This window comes from Sinorhizobium sp. M4_45 (assembly GCF_002885915.1).
GTDB classification, from domain to species: Bacteria; Pseudomonadota; Alphaproteobacteria; order Rhizobiales; family Rhizobiaceae; genus Sinorhizobium; species Sinorhizobium meliloti_A.
The window spans coordinates 39,383-63,273 of sequence record NZ_NWVE01000016.1 but is presented as its reverse complement, the minus strand read 5'-3'; the positions used below and the strand labels follow the sequence as shown (position 1 = coordinate 63,273).

Sequence of the window (23,891 nt, the reverse complement as noted above, 5' to 3'; positions counted from 1 at the left end):
GCTTTTGAATATCGGAGGTTCCAGTGACCTTTATCCGTCACCTCGAAGGCAATCACGATTTCGTACCCGCCGACGGTGCGCAGACAATCTAGACTGGACGGGAGGCCGGACCTGGAATTGGAACCTCAACGTGCCACGTGATGTCAGAAAACGACGAGCTTATGATGGTGCCCCGCTCAGCACGCACCATTGCTGGAATGTCGGCCAGTGCACCTATTGCCGCAACGCGCCCAGTTGCATTCACAAAATGGCAAGCGGCCTCGACCTTTGGTCCCATAGACCCGGCAGGAAACGAGAACTCGCCTAGCCGGCGGGGATTCGTCTTGAAGATTGCCTTCCGTTCCGGGGTTCCCCATCCGGTAAATACAGCTTCTGCGTCGGTCGCCAATATGAGCAGGTCTGCTTCAATATCCCGGGCAAGAAGGGCCGAGCAGAGATCCTTGTCAATAACCGCTTCCACGCCAATCAGTGTCCGTTCCTTTCCCCGCTCATACATTGTCGGAATTCCGCCACCGCCGGCACAGATGACAACAGCACCTTTGTCGAGAAGCCATTGGATAGGGCGAAGCTCGAAGATACGCCTGGGAATCGGCGAGGCTACCACGCGACGCCATTTATTCCCGTCCTGCTTGAATACCCATCCTTTTTGCTGATGAAGCTCTCCCGCCTCGCTTGCGTCGTAAACTGGGCCAACAAACTTGGTGGGATTCTGAAATCCAGGGTCGTTGCCGTCGACCTCAACCATCGTGAGGATTGTTGCCAGCGGCACCTCGAAAGGAAGGACGTTTCCAAGTTCCTGCTCCAGCATGTAGCCGATCATGCCCTCGGTTTCGGCTCCAAGTATATCGAGCGGATAGGCCTCCTCGGGCTTGTATGCGGATCCCTGCAGGGCTAATAGCCCGACCTGCGGTCCATTGCCGTGAGTAACCACGATCTGATGCTCGGCGGCGATCGGCGCTATAGCCTCGGCCGCTATCTTGATGTTCTGACGTTGTACTTCGGCGGTCATCGGCTCCCCTCGTTTCAGGAGCGCATTGCCACCTAAGGCGATCACGACGCGCATAGTCAGTCTCCCAGGGTTGCAACCAGCAGTGCCTTGATCGTATGCATGCGATTCTCGGCCTGTTCGAATGCTATGTTCGCTTGCGACTCGAACACTTCGTCAGTGACCTCGAGACCGTCCGACATCCCGTAGTCATCGGAAATCTGCTTTCCGATAGTGGTCTCGGTATCGTGGTAAGCCGGGAGGCAATGCATGAACTTGGTTTGCGGGTTGCCGCTTGCGGCCATCAACTCGGCATTGACCTGATAGGGCGTAAGCAACTGAATGCGTTCTTTCCAGACCTCCTTCGGCTCACCCATCGAAACCCAGACGTCCGTGTGAATGAAGTCAACTCCCTCCACTGCTTCCCTCGGATTGTCCGTGATCATGAGGCGCGCGCCAGACTGAGCCTTAAGTCTTTTCGCGATAGTCTGATATTCTTCTGACGGCCACAGAGATCGGGGACCGCATATGCGCACATCCATGCCCATTAAACAGCCGACAATGAGCAGAGAATGACCCATGTTCGATCGGGTGTCGCCGATATAGGCGTACTTGATTTCGCTGATCGGCTTGTCGCTATGCTCGCGCATAGTCATAACGTCGGCGATCATCTGCGTGGGATGATACTCGTCGGTGAGGCCATTGTAGACCGGCACACCCGCATATTTCGCGAGAGTCTCTACACCGGCTTGTGAGGCGCCGCGGTATTCGATGGCGTCGTACATGCGGCCTAGTACGCGGGCGGTGTCCTTGAAAGACTCCTTGTGCCCGATCTGCGAGCCGGCAGGGTCAAGATAGGTAACATTAGCGCCTTGATCCGAGCAGGCAACTTCGAATGCGCATCTTGTACGCGTTGATGTTTTTTCGAAGATCAGGCAGATTTCCTTGCCTTTCAAGTGTTCTTGTTCGGTCCGCGCATATTTCGCGCGCTTCAGATCGCGGGCGAGATCTACGAGATAACGAAACTCCCGCGGTGTGTAGTCCTGCACGGTCAGAAGCGAGCGATTTCGGAGATTGAAACTCATGGTGCTGCTCCATTTGCTGAAACCCGGTTGCAAAGTCAGTCAGTCGGCTCTCGCCAAATCGGACACGTCATGCAATGACCGCCGCCGCGTCCTCGGCCCAATTCGGAGCCGCGGATTGTGATCACCTCGATGCCTGCCTTGCGGAGCAGGGTGTTGGTATACGTGTTCCGATCGTAGGCAACGACTACTCCCGGCTCGAGCGCGACGACATTGTTTCCGTCGTCCCATTGTTCGCGCTCAGCCTCATAGGTGTTGCCGCCGGTGGCGATAGTGCGAAGCTTGTCGACGCCCAAAGCTTCGGCAACAACTTCAAGCATGGGCCGATCTTCCTGCCGCACCTCGAAATTTCCCTCGTCGTCGAGAGGGAAAAGGCTGTAACAGCGGATCTGATCTACAACGTCGGCGAAGAGCGTCACGACGTCGCGATCGCAGAATGTGAATACCGTGTCGAGGTGCATCGCCGCCCGGCTCTTCGGCATCAGGCAACCGATGACGCGAGTAGCGGCGCCGGCCTTGAACAACGCCTTGGCAACCTGGCCGACCGCCTGGTAGGTGGTCCGCTCACCCATTCCCACCAGCAGGATACCGTCGCCGATGGGCATGACGTCGCCGCCTTCCATCGTGGCATTGGCAAACTGCTCGTCGGAGTCGCCCCACCAAATGTCGAAGGCCGCGCCCTTGAAGGATGGATGAAACTTGTAGACCGCCCTTTGGATCAGGGTTTCCGCGCGCCGCGCCGGCCAGAACATTGGATTGCAGGTTACTCCGTTATAGATCCAGCAGGACGGATCGCGCTGAAACAATGTGTTGGGTATCGGAGGGAGAACGAACTGGGTGGAGTGGAAGGCAGATGCCATAAGAGCCTTGCCCTGTCCTTCGGGAAGGTCTGCAATAGAGATCCCACCGATTAGGAAGGCAGCCAGCCGCCTGGAGTCCATTTCCTCCATCCAAGGACGCATAAGCTCGGCGATCTGGGATCCCATGACGTTCGGGGTGACCCGGCGATCAAGCACGAACTTGCGCGCTTCGGCATCGATGAGGGTGTCGCTCAGCAGGTCGTGCAACTCGAGGACCTCCACCCCTCTTTCCTCCATTTTTAGAACGAAATCGTAATGGTCCTTCTGCGCCTCATGCACCCAGATGACATCGTCGAAAAGCAAGTCGTGACAATTGCCCGGCGTCAGTCGTTGATGAGCCAAGGAAGGTCTGCAGACCATCACCGTTCTGAGCTTACCGACTTCCGAATGGACACCGACAGTACGCATTGGCATCTCCTTCCGCGACACTCAGACTCGCCTGCGTTGGTCGAAATTCGACGAAAGTCGGGCTGGGTCGGTCATACCAACGCTTGCGGAAGAGTATTTTGGCCAGAGGCCAAACAGTTCTGCAGCCTTTGGATGCCCCCTCAGTATTTCGCTGCGGATAGAATAATTCTTTGCGCAAGCGCCGGCATTGATCAGGAACAATTCTCCCAAAAATGTAACTTCACCGTGCGATCAAGTGCTCGCATGTCCATTCGCGCCAAAGCAGCTCCCGCATAACGCCGGATTTTTTCTCGTTCTTGACCACGATCAACGACTTGTCGTTCGGAACTAACTAAAAATGGGTTTGCGCCAATCGCAGCGAAGGAATCAGAAAATGAGCACGACTCCATTCATCCGGGCGGTGATGGTGGCCTTCTGTTTATTCCTGGGCGCCGCCGTGCCAGCGGCTGCAGACGAGTATTATGAAGGCATCGACATCAACCAACGCCAAATCGACGGAAAAAGACAGCCCATTAATACTTACCTACTGAAGCGTAGGGCCGCCGCCCAGAACCCGCCTCCATCAACTACGGGCTCCGTGCCAAAGCCGGCCCCAGCAGCGCGCGCACCGACAACCACCGTTCGCCCGTAACCTGGTGCAGATTGCAGAGAGCCCGCCACCGCGGATCAGGTCTGACGCTGCAATCGCGGACCGGGCTCGCATAGCCCGCATGTCTCGCCGCTCCATCTGTCAGGGAAGAAAGATGAGGGGTGCGCATTCGGCGCGGCGCACTCGAAGCCGAGATCGCGGCCGCGCGGCCGCATTGACGTCAGCACGATCTTGATAATCGCGAAAGACCCGGCCCCTGGGAGGCGGAAAGATGATGAGAGGGATGACCCTTGCACTTGCGGGCGCAATGACGCTCATGCTGTCGATGCAAGTCAACGGCTCACTTGCACAAGAACCGACGAAAGCTGCAACCGGTACCGTGGCATCAACCCCGGAGCCGTTGACTGACGACGAACTGGAGGTCCTGGTGGCGCGGATTGCGCTTTACCCGGACGAGCTGGTTGCACTGATTTCAGCTGTGTCGCTATACCCCTTACAGATCGTTGAGGCGGAGCGTTTTCTTGAGAACCACAAAAAGAAGCCTGACCTCAAGCCGAAGGAAAGCTGGGATGGCAGCGTAATTTCGCTGCTGAACTATCCCGACGTCGTCAAGATGATGAGTGACGACCTTGAATGGACGCAGGCCTTGGGTCAAGCGGTCGCCTATCAGCAGAAGGACGTGCTGATTGCGATCCAGCAGTTGCGCGACGAAGCGGTAGCCAAGGACATTATCAAGTCGGACGACAAGATGACGGTGGTCCAGGAGGGCGACAACATCATCATCCAGTCGGCGAATCCGGAGACTATCTACGTGCCGCAATATCCTCCGGAAATGCTGTACGAGCCGGATTATGCGCCGGTGCCCATCGACTACTATGACACGCCCTATCCCTCCTATTACTACCCGGGCGCAGCCTTTTTTGCCGGGGCGGTCACCGGCGCGGTCTTCGGCGCTATCGTCGACTGGGACGACTGGGGGGTCTGGGGCGGAGACTGGGGCGGCGACATTGATGTGGACTGCGACAATTGCTTCAACAACGTCGATATAGACGGCAAGGTCAAGTGGAACGACATCGATTGGAAAAATGTCGACCGCAGCAAGCTGAAGTTCGATCGCGACCAGCTCCAGAAGTTGGACAGGACGAACTTAAAAAACAATATCAAGGCGAACGGCGACAACAACATCCGTAACCGCGCCACCGAGATCAATCGCGATCGGTTGAAGTCGGGACCGGGCGGTGGCGCCAGCCAACTAAAGGACGTGCGCAAGAGCACGCTCGAGGGCCTGAAGGCGCAGCCGAGACGGGACGCCGCGGCACGTCCCACCGCAAAGCCCGGCGGCGGACAGGCGGTGGCAAAGGCGAAATCCAGCGGCGCGAAAGCTGGTGTGAACCGCCCCAAGGGCAAGAAGTCCTCGGCCAATCGGCCAGCAGGCAAGAAGAAGATGGCTTCCAAGGCGCAGAACAGGCCGAAAAAACCGTCCGGGCTGGGCAACGTCAACTCCGGCCGGCGGGAGGTGTCTGCCTCACGGCGCGGCGGCCACAGCATGGGCGGCGGGCAACGAGGCGGCGGGCGGCCGCAGATGAGTCGCGGCGGCGGCAGGCCGCCGATGGGAGGGGGCGGCCGCGGCGGTGGTCGCGGTGGCGGCGGCCGTGGCGGCGGCAGGCGGTGAGCGGCTACGGGAGCAGGACTATGATCAAGCTATTACACACACTCCTCGTGGGATCGGCGGCCTCGCTTGCGCCGCTCCTGGGCGCGATCGATGCTGCTCTCGCGCAGGCAGAGGGACCAGCAAGCGTCTACGACTATGCCGCTGCGGAAGAGCCGCCGGTGTTCGACGATCCGGCGAAGGCGGTGGAAGCCTTCAAGTCGGTCCTTGCCGCCAATGATTTCGACGATCTGGCACGACTTCTGGGCCTGAACGCCGCGAAACTGAAGGCGGGCGAAGGATCGATGGAGACCTTCGGTCTCATTCGCGAGGGTGCGGCCCGCAACATTGTCGTGCGCGATCTTGACGGTCGCAAGATCATCGTCATCGGCGACCGGCTCTGGCCACTGCCGTTTCCTATCGTCAAGGACGAGGCCGGCAAATGGGCTTTCGATACCTATGTCGGACTTGAGGAGATCGTCAATCGCCGCGTTGGCGAGAACGAGTTGGAGGCGATCGAGACGGCGCGCGCCTATGTCGAGGCGCAGAGAGACTATGTATCCCAGGACCGCGATGCGGACGGGGTTTTGGAATACGCCCAGAAGCTGATCAGCAGCCCGGGCCAGACGGATGGGCTCTACTGGCCGTCAGACCAGGGGGATGGCGAAAGCCCGGTCGGTGACGCTATCAGCGAGGCCGCGCTGGAAAAGGCAAGGACTGGAGAGGGCTATTTCGGTTACCGGTTCCGAATTCTGACGTCACAAGGCGACAATATCGCCGGCGGCAAATACGATTACACCATCAACGGCAACATGATCGCTGGATTCGCGCTTGTCAGTTGGCCGGTCGCTTATGCGGAAACCGGGGTTAAGACCTTCGTCATCAATCAGCAGGGCATCGTCTATGAACGGGACCTTGGTCCGAGCACCGAGGAAATCGTGCCATTCATAGATCGTTTCGATCCGGATGAAAAATGGAGTGTGGTCACCGATTGAGGATACCGCACATTCAATGAAGCTCGTTGAATCGGCGCCGCGCTCGCGCTGGAAGACGCACATCATATTGCCCCCCGGCAGACGGCAGGCCAGCACGGTGTCCGGCTCGGGTAGGTAAAAGATTTCATACCCGCCATCAGAAACAGCCTGGTCGTACCGGCAGGGCTGAAACAAGGAGGAGTAATGTCATGAACGTAACTTCGAAAACGCGCATCGTAGCGGCGACGGCAGTGAGTCTTCTGTGCAGTGGAACGATGGTCCAGGCACAGGACATGAAGAAGTACGGCACCGCAGCAGGCTGGGATATCGTTGTGAGAGGGGACATGGGCCCCGGCTGCCTGATCGCGAAGAAGTTGGGTAACGACATGCAGATTCAGATGGGCATAGACGAGACGACCGGCAGACGCGGCTACATGGCACTCTACACAAAGTTGGCTGCAAACGTTGGCAGTGGCGAGAAACGCGCCGTAATATTCGACGTTGACGGCCAGAAATTCAGCGGGGAGGCAACCGGTCAGCAGCTGGAGGGATTTGATGGAGCTTACGTGTGGGTCAACAATCCAGACTTCATCTACGATCTTGCCAAGATGAAGACGCTGACAATCACGCCGGACGGGCGAAAGCCTTTTGCGCTGAGCCTTGCCGGAACGGACGCTGCAATGCAGGCCATGCGCGCCTGCCAGGAGGCTAACTAAGTAGGTATCGCCCTGCGAGCACACTTGACTGCGATCAATGCGAGAGGATCCATCGAGTGGCATGCTCTGCACACGGTAGAGCATGCATGCGCGCGGTTTGCTCCGCCGCCTGGAGGAGAGCATGGCACCCATACGGGTCAGAAGGCATTGGTCCCGGCCGTGCGCGGCGGTGTCGAGTGCTCGAAGCGACGTTGACGCAGCCTGTTGCCGCATCGAGCATTGTCAATCTCAGATGCGCTGCTGAATTGGTACTTTCTTTCACCTTGATGAAAATCGGCCCAAGTCAGCCCGGAAGGTGTAGCTCCAAATTTGCCGGGAAACCTGATCCGCATGGAAAGGAGCACGGCACCCGCGGAGTGCGCTACCCGCAAGCGAAGGCGATCGAAACAGTTAATGGAGCAGTTTCCACTATTAGATTCCAGTTCCGACATGCCTCTCCGCGCCACACCGGCAACGCAGGTCAGCGCTCATCATTACTAACTTCCTGGGCCCGCTCTCGAAAGGTTGAGCAAATGTCAGCACCGTCAAGTGGCAAAAGCCTGGGTCTGGCCGCCTGTACCGCCATCGTCGTCGGTAACATGGTTGGCTCCGGCTTCTACCTCTCGCCGGCGGCAGTTGCTCCCTACGGCAATCTCGCTATCGTGATTTGGATCGTGATGGGAGCGGGTGCGATCTGTCTCGGGCTGACGTTCGCACGGCTCGCAAAGCTCTCTCCGGCAGTCGGCGGGCCTTATGCATATACGCGCCTTGCCTATGGAGACTTTCCGGGCTTTCTTATCGCTTGGGGATATTGGATTTCCATCTGGGCGTCCCTGCCCGTTATCGCCGTGGCGTTCGCCGGCGTGGTCATCGATTTTTTTCCGTTCCTCCGAGGGCGCGGAACGGCGACGCTGCTCACGTTGAGCGTGATCTGGCTTGTCGTGCTCGTCAACTTACGCGGCGTCCACGCGGCCGGGCTCTTTTCGGAAATCACCACCTACGCTAAGATGATCCCGTTCGGGGCCGTCGCGCTGCTGGGCCTGTTTTACATCGACTTCTCTCACTTTGCCGACTTCAATCCAAGCGGCCAGCCGCTCCTTCAGGCGAGCGCTGCGTTGGCGCCGCTTACCATGTTCGCCTATCTGGGGCTTGAATCTGCCACGGTGCCCGCTGGCGATGTGCGCGACGCCGAACGTACGATCCCGCGTTCAACGGTGCTTGGAATCGCCATTGCTGTAACGCTGTACGTTCTGGGCACCATTGTCGTTATGGGGTTGGTGCCGAGAGAGGAGCTCGTCCACTCGGTGGCGCCGTTCTCCGAGGCAGCCAGGAGAATGTGGGGACCGGCCGGTGAGCTAGCGATTTCTCTCGCAGTTGTCCTGTCATCAATCGGAGCGCTGAACGGCTGGACATTGCTGATGGGGCAGGTGCCAATGGCGGCGGCGCGAGACGGATTGTTTCCACCGCTGTTCAGCCGGCTCTCGGCGCGACATGTGCCGGCCACGGGGATTGTCGTTTCGGCGACTCTGGCGACGATTCTCGTTCTCGTTCAGGCAGCCGGTTCCGAGGGCTTCTCATCCATTTATCGTCTATTCGTCGGCTTGAGCACAATGACCGCCGTTATACCTTATGCGTTCTGCGCTCTTGCCAGCAGTCTCGTCTCCGCTCGTGTTAGCGGAGGTACTGTAATACCGCGTGTAACCCTTATCGAGCTTGTTGGTTTCACTTTTGCAATTTTCACGCTTTACGGCTGTGGTGCGGAGCCTGTTCTCTATGGACTAGTGCTGTTGTTGCTGAGCATCCCCGTTTACATATGGCAGCGACGGCGGAGCTTCGTGCCGGGTGATTTCGGCCAATGATCCTGGCCGTGACCTGACGCGTAATCGATTGCGATGACTTAAAGCGGATGCGGGCGGAGAACCGCGTGCACTTTTCCTCATCCCGATTGAGGCAAGCAGCAGCGCCTGGTACCGGTGTGTGGTTCGTTCCGTACCTCGAGGGCGATATGTGCAACGAGCAGACCTTCCTTCGGGCTTCCATCGCCGCCACCGTTGTCGTCGCGGCATTCGGAATTATCCTGGGACTTCTGTCCGGATCATTCTCCATCACATTTGACGGCGTCTACTCGCTCGCCGATGCCGGAATGACTGTCTTGGCGCTTTGGGTTTCCAGACTGATTGCAGTATCGGCAACGGGCGGTGCGTTGTCCGGCCGGATGCGGGATCGTTTCACGATGGGGTTTTGGCACCTCGAGCCGATCGTCTTGCTTCTCAACGGTACATTGCTGATGGCCATCGCCGTTTATGCCTTGATCAATGCGCTGACCAGCGTTCTGAAAGGGGGGCATCAGCTCCAATTCGGGTTCGCCATTGCCTACGCTGCCGTCACCGTGTTCGTTTGTGCGATGATGGCGGTGATCGGTGCGCGAGCTAATCGCGGGCTTCGATCGAATTTCATCGCGCTTGATGTAAAGGCCTGGATCATGTCAGGGGGCATCGCCTCGGCGCTGCTCGTTGCTTTCATAATCGGCCATGCGGTCCAGGAAACGGCATTGCATTGGATGACGTTATACGTCGATCCCGTGGTGTTAGCTTTTGTCTGCATCGTCATCATTCCCCTGCCGATCGGTACGGTTAAGTCGGCTCTCGCCGATATCCTGCTGATCACCCCAAACGAGCTCAGGGCTCGGGTGGAGCGCATCGCGGACGAAACGGTTCGGAAGCAGGGCTTTCTTTCTTACCGGGCCTATGTCGCCAGGGTTGGGCGCGCCAAGCAGATAGAGCTTCATTTCATCGTGCCCAGCAACTTTCCTCCTCAACCGGTAGAGTCGTGGGACCGAATTCGAGATGAGATTGGGATTGCTATTGGCGACGAAGGCCACAATCGCTGGTTGACAGTCGCCTTTACCGCAGACGAGAGGTGGGCAGAGTGAGCACGAGCCCTGCCGGCGTCGTTGGTGTCGCCGCCGCCGATCCGTCGGTCGGTGCCCGATCGAACACGATTATCCGACCATTCCGGGATGAATATAAGCTCGCGGTCATAGGTTTGATCGGGATCAACGACGCGGCGGCGTCGCGCGTGTACGAATTACAACGAAAGCTTTGAATTCGCCGCCGCGTCCGCAGGAGCCTGGGACCATGGAGTTCTACAAGGCATTCCCCATCGCTGTCATCGATGAAGATTACGAGGGTAAAAGCGCGGCCGGGCGGGGCATGCGCAGCCTCGCAGAGGCGATTGAAAAGGAAGGTTATCGGGTCGTTGCAGGGCTCACCTATGAGGATGCACGCCGCCTCGTGAACGTCTTCAACACCGAGTCTTGCTGGCTGATTTCAGTCGACGGGACGGAATCAAGTACGACGCGCTGGGAGATTTTAGCCGAGCTGCTCGCCGCGAAACGCTCCCGGAACAACCTGCTGCCAATCTTTCTGTTTGGCGACGATACAACGGCGGAAATGGTGCCGGCGCCCGTGCTGCGCCACGCCAATGCCTTTATGCGTCTTTTCGAGGATTCTCCGGAATTCATGGCGCGCGCGATCGTGCGCGCGGCGCAGAATTATCTTGAGAGGCTTCCGCCTCCAATGTTCAAGGCGTTGATGGAATACACGCTTCACGGCGCCTATTCCTGGCACACGCCAGGGCACGGAGGCGGGGTGGCGTTTCGCAAGAGCCCGGTTGGCCAGCTCTTTTATACGTTTTTTGGAGAGAACACATTGAGGTCGGACATTTCTGTGTCCGTCGGCAGCGTTGGTTCGCTCCTCGATCATGTTGGGCCGATTGGCGAGGGTGAGCGCAATGCCGCTCGCATATTTGGTGCGGATGAGACGCTGTTCGTTGTCGGCGGCACATCGACCGCCAATAAGATCGTGTGGCAGGGTATGGTCACTCGGAACGACCTCGTCCTCTGCGACCGAAACTGCCATAAGTCTATCCTGCACTCGCTGATCATGACGGGTGCAACGCCGATTTACCTGACGCCCTCACGCAACGGCCTCGGCATCATCGGACCGATTGCGAAGGAGCAGTTTACCCCAGAGGCAATCGCGCACAAGATCGTCGCCAGTCCGTTTGCCAGTGAGACGAACGGTAAAGTGCGCCTGATGGTAGTGACAAACTCCACCTATGATGGGCTCTGCTACAATGTAGATGGAATCAAATCGGCGCTCGGCGATGCGGTGGAGGTACTGCATTTCGACGAGGCCTGGTTTGCTTACGCCAATTTTCACGAATTCTACGATGGTTATCACGCGATCTCTTCAACGAAGCCCGCGCGCTCGCAAGAAGCCATCACGTTCGCAACCCAGTCCACGCACAAGCTGCTGGCCGCCTTCTCTCAAGCTTCAATGCTTCATGTGCAGCATGCCGTGGCGAAGCAACTCGACATCACACGCTTCAACGAAGCGTTCATGATGCACACATCGACATCGCCGCAATATGGGATCATCGCCTCGTGCGACGTGGCTGCTGCCATGATGGAGCAGCCCGCCGGGCGGGCGCTGGTACAGGAGACCATTGACGAAGCCATGAGTTTCCGCCGAGCCGTCAACGCCGTGCGGACACAGATGCAGGATTCCTGGTGGTTCGAAGTCTGGGAGCCCCCCATCGCGGATCGGGCCCCGAGCGACGCCACGTCGGATTGGCTTCTAAAGCCCGGTGACGCTTGGCATGGTTTCGAAGACCTGGCTGAGAATCACGTTATGGTTGACCCGATCAAGGTCACGATCCTTTCGCCCGGACTCAATGCGGGCGGAGCGATGCTCGAGCATGGTGTTCCGGCTGCAGTCGTCACGAAGTTCCTTTCTTCTCGCCGGATCGAAATCGAGAAAACCGGCCTCTACTCTTTCCTGGTGCTCTTCTCCATGGGGATCACACGGGGCAAGTGGAGCACCCTGATCACCGAGCTCTTGAACTTCAAAGACCTCTATGATGCCAATGCGCCTCTTTCACGCGCCCTTCCCGCCCTCGCGGCAGCCCATCCGGACGTCTACCGTGCAATGGGCCTTAGAGATCTTTGCGAGAAAATTCACGACGTGTACCGCAGCGATGGCGTGCCGAATGCCCAGCGCGAGATGTACACCGTGCTGCCCGAAATGGCACTGCGCCCGGCAGACGCCTACAACCGCCTGGTCAAGGGGTGCGTCGAAAGCGTCGATATCGACGAATTGATCGGCCGGACACTCGCAGTCATGATTGTACCCTATCCTCCGGGCATCCCGCTCATCATGCCTGGCGAGCGGATCACTGCAGCCACAAGATCGATCCAGGACTATCTCGTCTACGCCCGGAGTTTCGACAGGAAATTCCCGGGATTTGAGACGGACATCCACGGACTCCGTTTCGTCGCTAACCCGAGTGGACGGAGATATCTCGTGGATTGCATCGTCGAGGAGGGACAAGATGATACCGCGTGATGTGAAGGCTCCGACCGTCCCCATTCCATTCCACAAGCTGCTCAAGGTCGTGGCATTCGTCGACGAAAGCAATCTGGAAACGAAGAGACTTCTTGCGCACATTGTCGCGGAAAATTTCGAAGTCGAGTTGCGCGGCAGCTATAACGCCGACGTGTCCGAGGACGCTTCGGTTGGTGCCTATATTGGGACGGTCGAGGGCGGACGGCTCGAAGATGCCCGCAAGTTCGTCCGTGCGGTCAGAGACATCGGATTCCGCACGCCGCTATGGGCCCTCGCAGACTCCCACGGCATTGCGGACATTGCGGCGATTAAAATGGCCGGTGAAGTGGACGGCTTCGTTTATCTTGGGCAGCAGACACCGGCGTTCTACGCAAAGCAGATCATTTCAAGTCTGGTCAATTACGGCAAGACGCTCCTCCCGCCGTTTTTCGGCGGCCTCATGGCGTACGATGGAGAAGCCAACATCGCGTTCGACTGTCCAGGACACCAAGGCGGACAGTTTTACCGGAAGTCGCCCGCAGGCCAGCTCTTTTTCAATTATTTCGGCGAAAGCATATTTCGCGCCGATCTTTGCAATGCCGACGTCGACCTTGGCGACCTGCTAATCCATGAAGGGCCGGCGGCCGAGGCGCAGAAGAATGCGGCAAGGATTTTCGGCGCGGACCGGACCTACTTCATTCTGAACGGCACAAGCACATCGAACAAAGTGGTTACGAACGCGGTACTGCGCGCAGGCGACCTCGTGTTGTTCGACCGCAACAATCACAAATCGCTTCATCAGGGCGCGCTGGTGCAGGCGGGAGCGATACCAGTTTACCTGCCGACCTCACGCAACTCGTTCGGGATGATCGGTGCCGTGGACTGGGACGCCTGGGACGAAGCGAGCCTGCGCCGGCAGATCGAAAGGCATCCCCTGGTCGAGGACAAGACGCGAGCCAGTGCAGAGCGACCGTTCCGACTCGCCTGCATCCAACTTGCGACCTATGACGGCACTATTTACAACGTCCGCAAGGTGTTGGAACAGATCGGACACCTGTGCGACTACGTACTCTGGGACGAGGCGTGGATCGGCTACAACGCTTTCCACCCGTTGTTTGAAGACCACAGTCCGATGCGGATCGACACGCTTGATGCCGAAATGCCGGGGTTGTTCTCAACGCAATCCGTCCACAAGCAAGGGGCGGGCTTTTCGCAAGCCTCGCAGATTCACAAGCGCGACGAGCACATCCGTGATCAGCGCCGCTACGTCGAACATAAGCGCTTCAACGAGTCGCTTCTCATGCATGTTTCGACTTCACCATTCTACCCGCTATTCGCCTCGTTGGACGTCAATGCCAAGATCCACGAGGGCAAGGCTGGTGAAATGCTCTGGGATCGCTGTATCGAGCTGGGTATCGAGGCACGCAAGAAGCTCAGAGAATTCACCCGGTACTACGAGTCGTCGGGTGCGGGGCCCCAGGAGCAGTGGTTCTTCGACCCCTTCGTACCCGATGTGGTCACGATCTCGGGCTCCAAACATACCGAGGATGTTGTCGAGTCCCGTTGGGAGGCGCTCCCGACGGAGGTCATCAAACGGGAACAGCAGTGCTGGCGCTTCCGTCCAGGGGCTTCATGGCATGGATATTCCGGCTACTCCGATGGCTACGCAATGGTGGATCCAAACAAGCTCACGCTTCTCACTCCAGGCATAGACCGTGCGACCGGGGAGTATCGAGACTTCGGCATCCCAGCAACGATCGTTGCCAATTACCTTCGCGAACAGCGCATCGTTCCCGAGAAGTGCGACCTCAACAGCATACTGTTTCTGCTCACACCGGCCGAGGACGAGAGCAAGCTCAACACGCTGATAGCCAAGTTGGTGAAGTTCAAGAACTTATGGGATCGGGACGCACCTTTGGCCGAGGTTCTACCAACCGTGTTTGCGGCGAACAGAGAGCGCTATGCAGGATACACACTCCGGCAGGTCTGCGCAGAGATGCACGACTTCTATCGGCAAGCAGGGGTCAAGGAATTGCAGCGCCTCTGCTTCCGGGCGGAGAGCATGCCCGAGCCCGCAATGACGCCGAAAGCGGCTTATGAAGCCCTCGTGGCAAACGAAGTTGATTACGTGGCACTCGACGAGGCTTTCGGCAGGATTTCGGCCACGCTCGCGTTGATCTATCCGCCGGGCATAGGCGTCATAGTCCCCGGGGAGCGCTGGGACGAAAGGGCGCGGCCGATGCACAACTATTTCCTGGCATTCCAAGAGTCCTTCAACCGCTTCCCCGGCTTCAATTACGAGGTCCAGGGTGTGTTTCAGGAGCGCGTTGACGGCCAGATCAAATTCTACACCTACGCCGTGCGCGAGTAATCGCCTCTTCCGAGGGAGGATCAGGTCATGACTGAACATTCGCTCAACGTTGCCATGGAAGCTGCGTCGAAGAAGAAAATGAACCTGGTCCAGCTCACCTTTATCGTTGCGGTGAACATGATGGGCTCGGGAATAATAATGCTGCCGGCGAACATGGCGCAGGTCGGCGCCATTTCACTTCTGTCCTGGCTGGTGACCGCGGTCGGGTCGATGGCGATCGCTTACGGATTTGCACAAGCCGGTCTATTCAACCAGCGTCCCGGAGGGATGTCGGCTTATGCGGAGGATGCCTACGGTAAACCGGGCTATTTCCTCGTTTTCTTACTCTACTTTCTTTCGCTCGCTGTCGGCAATGTCGCGATTGGCATTTCGGCCGTCGGTTATCTCGCCGGGTTCTTCCCGTGGCTGACGTCCACGCCGATTGCGACTTGCGTGAGCCTGATCATCCTCCTGTGGCTTACGACTGTAGCCAATTTTGGCGGGCCGCGCGTCACGGGCCGTATCGGGTCAATCACGGTATGGGGAGTGATCCTCCCCGTAGGGCTGCTCTGCGTTATCGGTTGGGCATGGTTCAGTTCGGAGGTTTTCGCGGCTGCCTGGAATCCCAATGGGCTGACCCTCGTTCAAGGCATGGGATCGAGCATCTCGCTGACGCTCTGGGCGTTCCTGGGGATGGAATCGGCTGCACAGAACTCCGATGCGGTGGAAAATCCCAAGCGGGACGTTCCTCTTGCCTGCCTGTTCGGGACGCTCGGTGCCGCTATTATCTACATTCTCTCGACCACAGTCATTCAGGGTATCGTGCCGAACGCTGAGCTTGCCGCGTCGACGGGACCGTTCGCGCTTGCCTTTGCCACGATGTTCAACCCCGCCATCGGATCAGTCGTCATGGCGCTGGCTGTTCTCGCCTGCGTCGGCTCGCTACTCGGCTGGCAGTTCACCATCGCGCAGACGGCGCGGGCCGCCGCGGACGAGCGCATGTTTCCGTCCCTTTTTTCGCGGGTGAACGAGATGGGTGCGCCTGTAACCGGGATGATCGTCATGGGCGTTGTTCAGTCTCTGCTGGCGCTCATGACGATTTCACCCACGCTCAACGAGCAGTTCGCAGCGCTCGTCAATCTGGCGGTCGTCACCAACGTGCTTCCCTACATTATCTCCCTTTCCGCACTCTTCGTCATGATGAGGGCGGCTGGCGTTGCAGAAAGCAAGTTCCGCTTGAATTCTTCGATCGCGATCGTGGGCATGCTCTATAGCGTCTTTGCGATTTATGCGTCCGGAAAGGATGCCGTGCTGGGCGGTATGCTCGTGACTGGAATTGCCTTCATCATTTACGGCCTTATCGCGCCTCGCTTCACCCCAAGACCGGGAATTGTGAAGACAGCGTGAGGTCAAGAGAAGCGTTGGGAGGATGCAACATGCAAGCCGCACCGGGCGAAGGACGTCAAACGGGACGACGGATAGTCAGATTTGGGCTGACGCTAGGAGCAGTGACCGTCAGCATGTGGGCGAGCGCCGAAGCACAGACGCTTGATCGCGTCCGCAGCAGCAACACCGTCAAACTGGGCTACGATGCGACCGCGCGCCCATTCTCGTTCAAGGCCGAAGGGGAGAGCGCGACCGGCTACGCCGTCAGCCTGTGCATGGAGGTGGCCGAGGAACTGAAACGTGAACTTGGGATTGCCGATCTTGCGGTCGAGTGGATTGAGCTCACCAGGGAGGCTGCCGACCACGCCATACGACAAGGTTCGGCCGATCTCTTCTGTGGTGCGTCACCCGTGACCTTGACGCGCAGAAAAGAGGTTTCGTTCTCGATAGCGATCTTTCCGAGCGGGACGGGTGCAGTACTGAATGCGAGCGCACCCCTTGCGCTGCGCGAGGTTCTGACGCAGGGTCGCCCCTCTGACCGGCCCATTTGGCGGGGATCCCCTGCAAGAACCGTACTCAATCAGAAGACATTTTCCCCGATCGCAGGTACTACCAGTGAGGATTGGCTTGCGGAGCGGATAAAGACATTTCAGCTTTCAGCGACAATCGCTGCTGTGGAGAGCTATGATCAGGGAATCGCCAATATTCTGAACGGCGAGTCCGACGTACTCTTCGGCGACCTGCCGCTCTTGCTCGACGCCGCCGCGCGCGGCGAAAATTCCGGCGATCTCATCGTACTGAAGCGCCATTTCACCTACGAACCGCTTGCGCTTGTGCTGGCGCGCAACGACGAGGATTTTCGTGTCGTCGTTGACCGAGCGTTGAGCCGCACCTACCGATCGGAAGATTTCCCGGCATTCTTCAGCGAGTGGTTCGGACCTCCCGACGATACGATCGTGACCTTCTTCCGGCAAACGACATTGCCTGAGTGAAGCGCTTCCACGAGAGCCTCTCCTGGAACCCCGTTGCGGTCAAACGTCCTTTCGTCGAGCAACGGCGCAATGATGAGATCGGGTGGTTCGTCGTCAGTCCTCGGATCATGCTTAGTAGTTGCGTAACGGCGAAATGCAGTTCGCCCCGTTTGCGTCATGCACTCGGAAACCAAGTCACGAGCCCTTCAGGGCCGGAGGACCATACGGATGCGCACTTTCGAGGTGAAAAGGTCCACCAAGCAGTCGCGATCTGCAATTGAAACGGTCTTACGGGAGCTTCGACGATCTCCACTCCTGGCGTTGATCTTCTTCGTACCTGTGGTCATTCTCCTGGAGCGGATGGCTCCGAAGGCTCATACGTTATTGTTTTTCGTGGCGATCGCAGCGATCGTACCGCTCGCTGCGCTCTTGAGCCGCGCCACGGAATCGGTGGCGGCAAAGACCGGCGATGCGGTCGGTGGCCTGCTCAATGCCACGCTCGGTAACCTGACGGAGCTCATTATTACGCTCGCCGCTCTGCAGGCCGGGCAGTATCTCCTCGTCAAAGCCTCAATCGCGGGCGCAATCGTCACCAATAGCCTTTTCATGTTTGGAGGCGCTTTTCTCATTGGCGGCCTGAAACATCATCTGCAGGAATTCAACAGGGTGAATGCACGTTTTCAGGCGAGCCTCCTGTTCCTTGCGACGATTGCAATCCTGGTACCCTCGCTCACGAGCGGCTTGGACCGCACCCCGGCAGCGGAATTTTCCCAGCAGTTGAGCCTAGGATTGGCGATCCTGCTCATAGCCGTCTACGGACTTGGCATGGTGTTTTCCCTGAAGACGCACAAGGAACTGTTTGCAAGCGTCGGTCAGGCCGAGGCGGGAGAGGAGCCTTGGCCGCTTTCGATCGGGATCGTCGTTTTGATTGTCGTCACGCTCCTCGTCGCAATGGTCAGCGAGATTTTCGTCGGGTCGGTGCAAGCTGCCGCGCAACATCTAGGACTGACACCGGCCTTCGTTGGTTTCATAGTCATCGCCCTGGTTGGCGGAGCTGCGGAAATGACCACGGCGTTCTCAGCGGCGCGCGCAAATCGCCTGGACCTCAGCGTTGGCATCGCGCTGGGCAGCGCTGCGCAGATCGCTCTGTTCGTTGCGCCGGTACTCGTCCTTGTCAGCTACTTCATTGGGCCCCAGCCGATGTCGCTCGAATTCTGGCCCGGCGCGGTGGCAATGATGCTGGTGGCGACCATGGCGGCGACCCTTCTGTCTAATGGCGGGCACGCAGCGTGGTATGCGGGCGTCATGGCACTGGCGGTTTACGCCATATTTGCGTTGACGCTGTTCCTCTTGCCCCCAGGAGTGACCCAATGAGCGAGAAAGTGCCGGGTAATGGCGGCTCGAAGCATTTGTTCTACGGCGTCCTCAATCCTGTTGACCGCTCCAACGAGGTGCTCTTTGGATTGATCATGGTCATGACGTTCACGAATTCGCTGAGCACCACGGATGCAGGACGAGCGGATGTGCGGTCAATGCTGGTTGGAGCTGTCGGCTGCAATCTGGCGTGGGGTATCATTGACGCCGTCATGTACTTCATGAGCTCGATGGCTGAGCGCAAGCTTTCGGAGCGAACGGTTCACCGTGTGCGGACAGCTGATGACGTTAAAGCGGCTCGCGGTATCGTGGCAGAGGCGCTGCCGGGCATCATTCTGCCAGCGCTTTCGTCCGAAGACCTGGAACGGATACGCCGGCACCTGGCCAGCCTCCCTGACGATGAGGTGCGCGCGCGACCCACCACGCGTGATGTCATCAGCGCGCTAGGTGTCTTTCTGTTGGTCTTCTTTTGCACATTTCCGGTTGTGCTTCCGTTCATCGTCATGACAAACGCCCTGGCCGCAGTGAAGGTGTCCAACGCGATAGCCACTGCTTTGTTGTTTCTGGCCGGGTATACTCTGGGACGTCACTCCGGCAACCCAGTGGGTCTGGCGCTTGCGATGGTCGCGATTGGTTTGATTCTGGTGGCCTTAGCCTCGGCCCTCGGGGGATGACACGCAAGTCCAGCATCGCTTTGAGCCGTTCCAGCTTAAATGGAAACGATTCTGCCGGCTCGAGCGAGTGGAATGTTTGCTCGGCTGGCGCGCGTCGTAGCCCAAGATACGGCAAGCCGCCGACGACCGCAGACGCACAGCGCCGGACGTGCTCAGAAGAGGTTTGGCACCGTGCGGCGGCGCGTATCTCCTTCGAAATCAGCCGGCCGCTTCTGACGCTTGCCGAGGTCGGGTTCCTCGAACTTCACCCGTTCGTAGGGAATTGAGGAAAGAATATGAGCGATACAATTCACGCGCGCCTGCTTTTTATTATCCGATGGGACGATCCACCATGGCGCATCGTCGGTGTCTGTCATCCTGATCATCTCGTCATAGGCTCGAGTGTAGTCCCACCAGCGGCGATAGGATTCGACATCCATCGGTGATAGCTTCCATTGGCGCAGCGGATCATTGATGCGTTGCCGGAATCGGCGGTCCTGTTCCTCCTCGCTTACATCGAGGAAATATTTAAGCAGCACTATTCCGCTTTCAATCATCGCTGCCTCGAACCGGGGAGCGATCTCCAGAAAGCGCTTTGCCTTCTTCTCCGAGCAGAAGCCCATTACGCGCTCGACGCCGGGTCTGTTGTACCAGGATCGGTCGAAGATCACGACTTCGCCAGCCGCGGGAAGCTGCTGTATATAGCGTTGCATGTAAATCTGCGTCTTCTCACGATCCGTCGGGGCAGGTAGGGCCACGACACGAAAGACGCGTGGGCTGACTCGCTCAGTGATCCGTTTTATCACGCCGCCCTTGCCGGCTGCGTCTCGTCCCTCGAAGACGATGACGATCCGAGCCCCTGTCTGCTTCACCCAAGCCTGCAAATGAGCAATCTCCTCCTGCAATCGGGCCAGCTCTTTTGCATAGTTTCCACCGGACCGCGTTTCGGAGGCCTGGGTCGCAGCGGATTTCCTGTCCTCCGCTTTCCAGTGATTGTTCTTTTTCCTGTCGTCGGTGTGCTTGTCCATTGTCCCCTCCTCTATTGCATAGGGGGCGCTGCCCCGATCGGCATTAAAGCTGCGGTTGAGTGCCCGACAGGTATTGACGTCTGCGCTGGGCGCGGCGGAGCCGACCTTCTCAATGGCCCTTGAAGACTAGCGTCTGGACCGGCAAGAGCAGGGCCTGAAGCCTGAGGATCATGGCGTGCACCAATCCCACCGCATCGACGACGTGCAGAAATAGCCAATGCGGTGTGCTGATGCCGGGCGCATGTAGTGCATCGTGATTGCTCGTGTACGCGTTGGCAATGCAACTGCTTCCAGGTGGTACGCCGGTGAACTGTCCCTCGTAGAGCGGCTCCAGATAGGCAGTCAGCGTGCCAGGACTGGCAAGTTGCTGCGCGTCGACGAGCTGGTCGGTCGGACGAATTTGGCCGGCGGCGATAACGTCTTGCACCTCCGTCACCACCATCGGGATGATGGTGAACGGCTTGCCGATGCAGGTCGCCTCGGCAATCATCCCGGCCTTCATCACCTGTGCCTCGATCTGGCCGAAGCCAGCGATCAAGCCAATGCGGCGTTGCTCGGGAACCAGGATGCCGGCCGAGCGAATCATCGGATTGACAATATCTCCAGCGCGGAGCGCGAACTGCTGGACTACGCCGGCGGTTCCAGCCCGTACGATCGTCTTGTCGAGCTCCACCTGGGCTTGGGTCAGCGCCGCTTCAGCGCTCGCCTTCTGCGCCGGCAGGAGTGAGGCGATTTTCGTTTCCAAGGTCCGCTTGTTGGAGATCGACGCGGCACGCGCACCATCGCGACCGTCGACAGCGACCTGAAGGCGCTCGATTTCGCGCCTTGCGACGATGTTAGGGTTGCGCTGGTTCAATTCGACCTGCGTCTCGAGTTCATTCAGCGCCTGGAGATAGTCGCCCTCGGCTTGGGCGATAAGGCCGTCGGCGGAGGCCAGTTCGCTCTGCGCAACAATTGCCTCTGCCTCGATCTCGGCGACGCGTCGGCGGGCGGTCTCAAGTGCTGCCCGTTGCTCGGAATCGTCGAGGCGGAAGAGGGGAGCACCGGCAGAAACCTTCTCGTTGAGGTCAACATAAACCTCTGCTACTCGCCCGGTTGACTCGGGCATGATCGTTACCGTGCGGAACACCGCGGTGACGTTGCTAGTAGATGGATGGAAGTAGAAGATCATTGTGATCAGTGAAATGGTGAGGATAAGGCAGGCCGTTATGCCGTATCGGAGCTCAAACCACATGGAATAGAGATTTATCTCACGGCCGACACGCTTGCCCTGGACATAGCGGCGGACGAGGTAGTCCGGAAAAATGGTGAGCAGCGAGCAGATCAGGAATTCCAGCACAATTCACCCCCTCCGTTCCGCCTTATTGCCACCTGCCACGGGCTCTATCTCGAGCGGCACCCATTGCGGCGGGCTTGCGTGGGATTCGTTGGCTCGCGGGGGCATCGCCGCCGGCTGGGCGCTCGTCCCGGGTTCGTCGGTTCCATCGTGGCGGTCGGCCATTTTTGCCAGGGAGCGAGCGATCGATTCGACTGGAGACGAGAAGTTCGGAAATTCGACCATGGCAAGTAGGAGAGCCGCAATCCAGAACAAGTGATTGTGGGTGAAGAGCGCGATCAGCGCCAAGACGCCGACGATCTGCAACTGCACTTTGCTGGCGCCATGCGCCATGTGCTCGGGCAAAGCGTGCAGGCGCAGGTAAAGGATGCCGACCACAAAGACCATCAGCAAGACGAAGACGATCATCACGTTGAAAAGAACGTCGGTCTGACCCGGCGCGGTGATGAACGGCGGCAGATGGGCAACCGCAGCCGGATGCAAGGAATCTTCCATCTCTGCGCTCCCCCCTTTCCTATAAAGTGGCAGAAGCCGCTGGCTGCGGCAAAAATGCTTGAATCTAAGGCAAGTAGAAAAGGGGACTAATCACCTCAATTTCCTTAAGTCTAATATTACACCAGAATGCGTCGGTGGCATTGATCGTGGTCAATATCGATAGGTAACTTGCGGGCGGTCCCGTCAATTCCTCATCATTCACGCGCTTGTAAAACCTGCCATGAGCGAAGTTCTGTGTACGACGAAACGCGCAAAGCCGGAACGTTGATTGACGTATGCTACGGTATGTTACTGCTGTGCTACCGATAAGCGGCGTACGATCAACGATCATCTTTTGCTGCATGAGGGTGACCTGGCCCCCGCGACGGAACGATCGGTGCGGAAGACAGGACTTGCGTTGCTCCAGCTGAAATTGCCCTGTGCGACCGGATCGAACGCACAAGCCTCAAAAACCAAGCGGATGAGCTTTTGTTTCCGGCATTACAGGCGAGGTGCGCCATGGACGACAATCCATCATCCAAAAGAAACCCGGACTCGGTTAATCCCGCCGCGCGGCCGTCTATCGAGCCGCGAATCACGGAGATCGCGCGGATCGGCCTGGTTGGACTTTTCGCCTACTGGTCTTTTACCTTGATCGCGCCGTTTGCGATTATTCTTATCTGGGCCGCGATCCTGGCTGTAGCCCTTTATCCCGCCTATGCTGCGCTTTCAGCTATTCTCGGTCACCGGCCCCGCGTGGCGGCGCTCGTCATTACAATGCTGGGGCTGCTCGTTATCGTCGCTCCGCTCGCAGCCATTGCGATCAGCTTTGCCGAGGGAGTACAGGTGGTGCTTGCAAGACTCAATGATCGATCTCTGCTGATTTCGGCGCCACCCGACAGTATTCGCAGTTTTCCGCTTATCGGCGAGCGCATCTATTCCGTCTGGAGTTTGGCTTCCGACAATCTTGAAGCCGTATTGCAACAGATCAAGCCTTCGCTCCTGCAAGCGGGCAGCAAGGCGCTCGGCAAGATCGCGTCGATCGGTGCCGACCTGCTCAGCTTTGTAGTTTCCGTTCTTGTCGCCGGTTTTCTCTTCGGGTCCGGAGCACGGCTGGCAAACAGTGCGCAGGGCTTTGCGAGCAGAATGGGTGGGGATAGAGGCGTTGGCTTTCTGCAGCTGGCAGCGGCAACGATCCGCAACGTGGCGCGGGGTGTGATCGGTGTCGCCCTCTTGCAAGCCTTTCTCTGTGTTTTGATCCTGAGCCTTTTCAAAGTTCCTGCACCCGGTGCAATCGCCTTCGTCGTCCTTATCCTCTGCATCATTCAGATTGGACCAGCGTTGGTTCTGCTGCCGGTAATCGTCTGGGCGTGGACCTCAATGGAGTTCGGGATGGCTGCCTTGTTTACGATCTTGCTGATACCGCTCCTCATCATCGATAATGTCATGAAGCCAATCCTGGTCGCGCGCGGACTTTCCACACCGACACTCGTGATTTTGTTGGGTGTGCTCGGAGGCACGCTTTCTTACGGATTGATAGGACTGTTCCTGGGGCCGATCGTTCTCAGCGTGTTCCACAGTTTACTATTAATCTGGATGAACACGGACACCGTGGGATCGGAAGGGCTGCGGCTAGGGGAATCCAGACTACCGAATCCGACGTGAAAAGACGCAGTCCTGTTGTCCTGTTC

Annotated in this window: 19 protein-coding genes; 13 read left to right on the top strand and 6 right to left on the bottom strand. The window is 58.2% G+C overall.

Annotated features, from left to right (window positions below; translation table 11 throughout):
• Positions 1-88 precede the first annotated feature (88 nt).
• Genes arcC through arcA form a run of 3 tightly spaced genes read right to left on the bottom strand, consistent with a single transcriptional unit; the run spans position 89 to position 3,335 of the window.
• Complete coding sequence (arcC, locus tag CN933_RS29965; RefSeq protein WP_010967361.1) at positions 89-1,063, bottom strand: carbamate kinase; 975 nt, start codon at positions 1,061-1,063, stop codon at positions 89-91.
• A 2-nt stretch (positions 1,064-1,065) separates the two neighbouring features.
• Complete coding sequence (locus tag CN933_RS29960) at positions 1,066-2,070, bottom strand: ornithine carbamoyltransferase (protein ID WP_010967360.1); 1,005 nt, start codon at positions 2,068-2,070, stop codon at positions 1,066-1,068.
• A 35-nt stretch (positions 2,071-2,105) separates the two neighbouring features.
• Positions 2,106-3,335, bottom strand: coding sequence for an arginine deiminase (gene arcA, locus CN933_RS29955; RefSeq protein ID WP_102763286.1), 1,230 nt, complete (start codon positions 3,333-3,335; stop codon positions 2,106-2,108).
• Positions 3,336-4,195: 860 nt separating this feature from the next.
• On the opposite strand from arcA, the gene CN933_RS29945 reads away from it, so the two are divergent.
• The 12 genes from CN933_RS29945 (at position 4,196) to CN933_RS29895 (ending at position 19,383) form a co-directional block, all read left to right on the top strand.
• The gene (locus tag CN933_RS29945) at positions 4,196-5,596 is read left to right on the top strand and encodes a DUF3300 domain-containing protein (RefSeq protein ID WP_010967358.1); all 1,401 of its coding nucleotides are present in this window, start codon (positions 4,196-4,198) and stop codon (positions 5,594-5,596) included.
• Between the two features lie 20 nt (positions 5,597-5,616).
• Entirely contained in the window at positions 5,617-6,567 is a 951-nt protein-coding gene (locus CN933_RS29940; RefSeq protein WP_010967357.1) for a DUF2950 domain-containing protein, read from the top strand.
• A 188-nt stretch (positions 6,568-6,755) separates the two neighbouring features.
• Entirely contained in the window at positions 6,756-7,262 is a 507-nt protein-coding gene (locus tag CN933_RS29935; RefSeq protein WP_010967356.1) for a hypothetical protein, read from the top strand.
• Positions 7,263-7,774: 512 nt separating this feature from the next.
• On the top strand, positions 7,775-9,100 hold the full coding sequence (locus tag CN933_RS29930) for an amino acid permease (RefSeq protein WP_102763285.1): 1,326 nt from the start codon (positions 7,775-7,777) through the stop codon (positions 9,098-9,100).
• Positions 9,101-9,246: 146 nt separating this feature from the next.
• Positions 9,247-10,173 carry a cation diffusion facilitator family transporter gene (locus tag CN933_RS29925; RefSeq protein ID WP_015242484.1) on the top strand — a complete coding sequence of 309 codons (927 nt, stop codon included), beginning with the start codon at positions 9,247-9,249 and terminating at the stop codon, positions 10,171-10,173.
• On the top strand, positions 10,170-10,346 hold the full coding sequence (locus CN933_RS31670; protein ID WP_014989908.1) for a hypothetical protein: 177 nt from the start codon (positions 10,170-10,172) through the stop codon (positions 10,344-10,346). The genes CN933_RS29925 and CN933_RS31670 overlap by 4 nt, the downstream gene beginning before the upstream one ends.
• Positions 10,347-10,378: 32 nt before the next feature.
• Positions 10,379-12,649: an arginine/lysine/ornithine decarboxylase gene (locus CN933_RS29920; protein ID WP_102763284.1), complete on the top strand. Its 2,271-nt coding sequence runs from the start codon at positions 10,379-10,381 to the stop codon at positions 12,647-12,649.
• Positions 12,636-14,999, top strand: a complete 2,364-nt coding sequence (speC, locus tag CN933_RS29915) for an ornithine decarboxylase (protein ID WP_088201184.1) — start codon at positions 12,636-12,638, stop codon at positions 14,997-14,999. Before CN933_RS29920 ends, speC begins: the two co-directional genes overlap by 14 nt.
• A 27-nt stretch (positions 15,000-15,026) precedes the next feature.
• Positions 15,027-16,385 carry a putrescine-ornithine antiporter gene (potE, locus tag CN933_RS29910; protein ID WP_095918800.1) on the top strand — a complete coding sequence of 453 codons (1,359 nt, stop codon included), beginning with the start codon at positions 15,027-15,029 and terminating at the stop codon, positions 16,383-16,385.
• A gap of 29 nt (positions 16,386-16,414) precedes the next feature.
• Complete coding sequence (locus CN933_RS29905) at positions 16,415-17,356, top strand: amino acid ABC transporter substrate-binding protein (protein WP_015242487.1); 942 nt, start codon at positions 16,415-16,417, stop codon at positions 17,354-17,356.
• A gap of 207 nt (positions 17,357-17,563) precedes the next feature.
• Positions 17,564-18,709, top strand: a complete 1,146-nt coding sequence (gene cax / locus CN933_RS29900) for a calcium/proton exchanger (protein ID WP_088218041.1) — start codon at positions 17,564-17,566, stop codon at positions 18,707-18,709.
• Positions 18,706-19,383, top strand: coding sequence for a VIT1/CCC1 transporter family protein (locus CN933_RS29895; RefSeq protein ID WP_015242489.1), 678 nt, complete (start codon positions 18,706-18,708; stop codon positions 19,381-19,383). The genes cax and CN933_RS29895 overlap by 4 nt, the downstream gene beginning before the upstream one ends.
• 152 nt (positions 19,384-19,535) lie before the next feature.
• Here CN933_RS29895 and ppk2 read toward each other — a convergent pair whose 3' ends face one another.
• From ppk2 to CN933_RS29880, 3 genes are all read right to left on the bottom strand, one after another.
• Positions 19,536-20,390, bottom strand: coding sequence for a polyphosphate kinase 2 (gene ppk2 / locus CN933_RS29890; RefSeq protein WP_015242491.1), 855 nt, complete (start codon positions 20,388-20,390; stop codon positions 19,536-19,538).
• A gap of 109 nt (positions 20,391-20,499) precedes the next feature.
• Positions 20,500-21,729, bottom strand: coding sequence for an HlyD family secretion protein (locus CN933_RS29885; protein ID WP_015242492.1), 1,230 nt, complete (start codon positions 21,727-21,729; stop codon positions 20,500-20,502).
• A gap of 3 nt (positions 21,730-21,732) precedes the next feature.
• A complete protein-coding gene (locus CN933_RS29880) occupies positions 21,733-22,221 on the bottom strand; it encodes a hypothetical protein (protein WP_015242493.1) in 489 nt (162 codons plus the stop codon).
• Between the two features lie 498 nt (positions 22,222-22,719).
• On the opposite strand from CN933_RS29880, the gene CN933_RS29875 reads away from it, so the two are divergent.
• Complete coding sequence (locus tag CN933_RS29875) at positions 22,720-23,865, top strand: AI-2E family transporter (RefSeq protein WP_015242495.1); 1,146 nt, start codon at positions 22,720-22,722, stop codon at positions 23,863-23,865.
• The last annotated feature ends 26 nt before the right edge of the window (positions 23,866-23,891 follow it).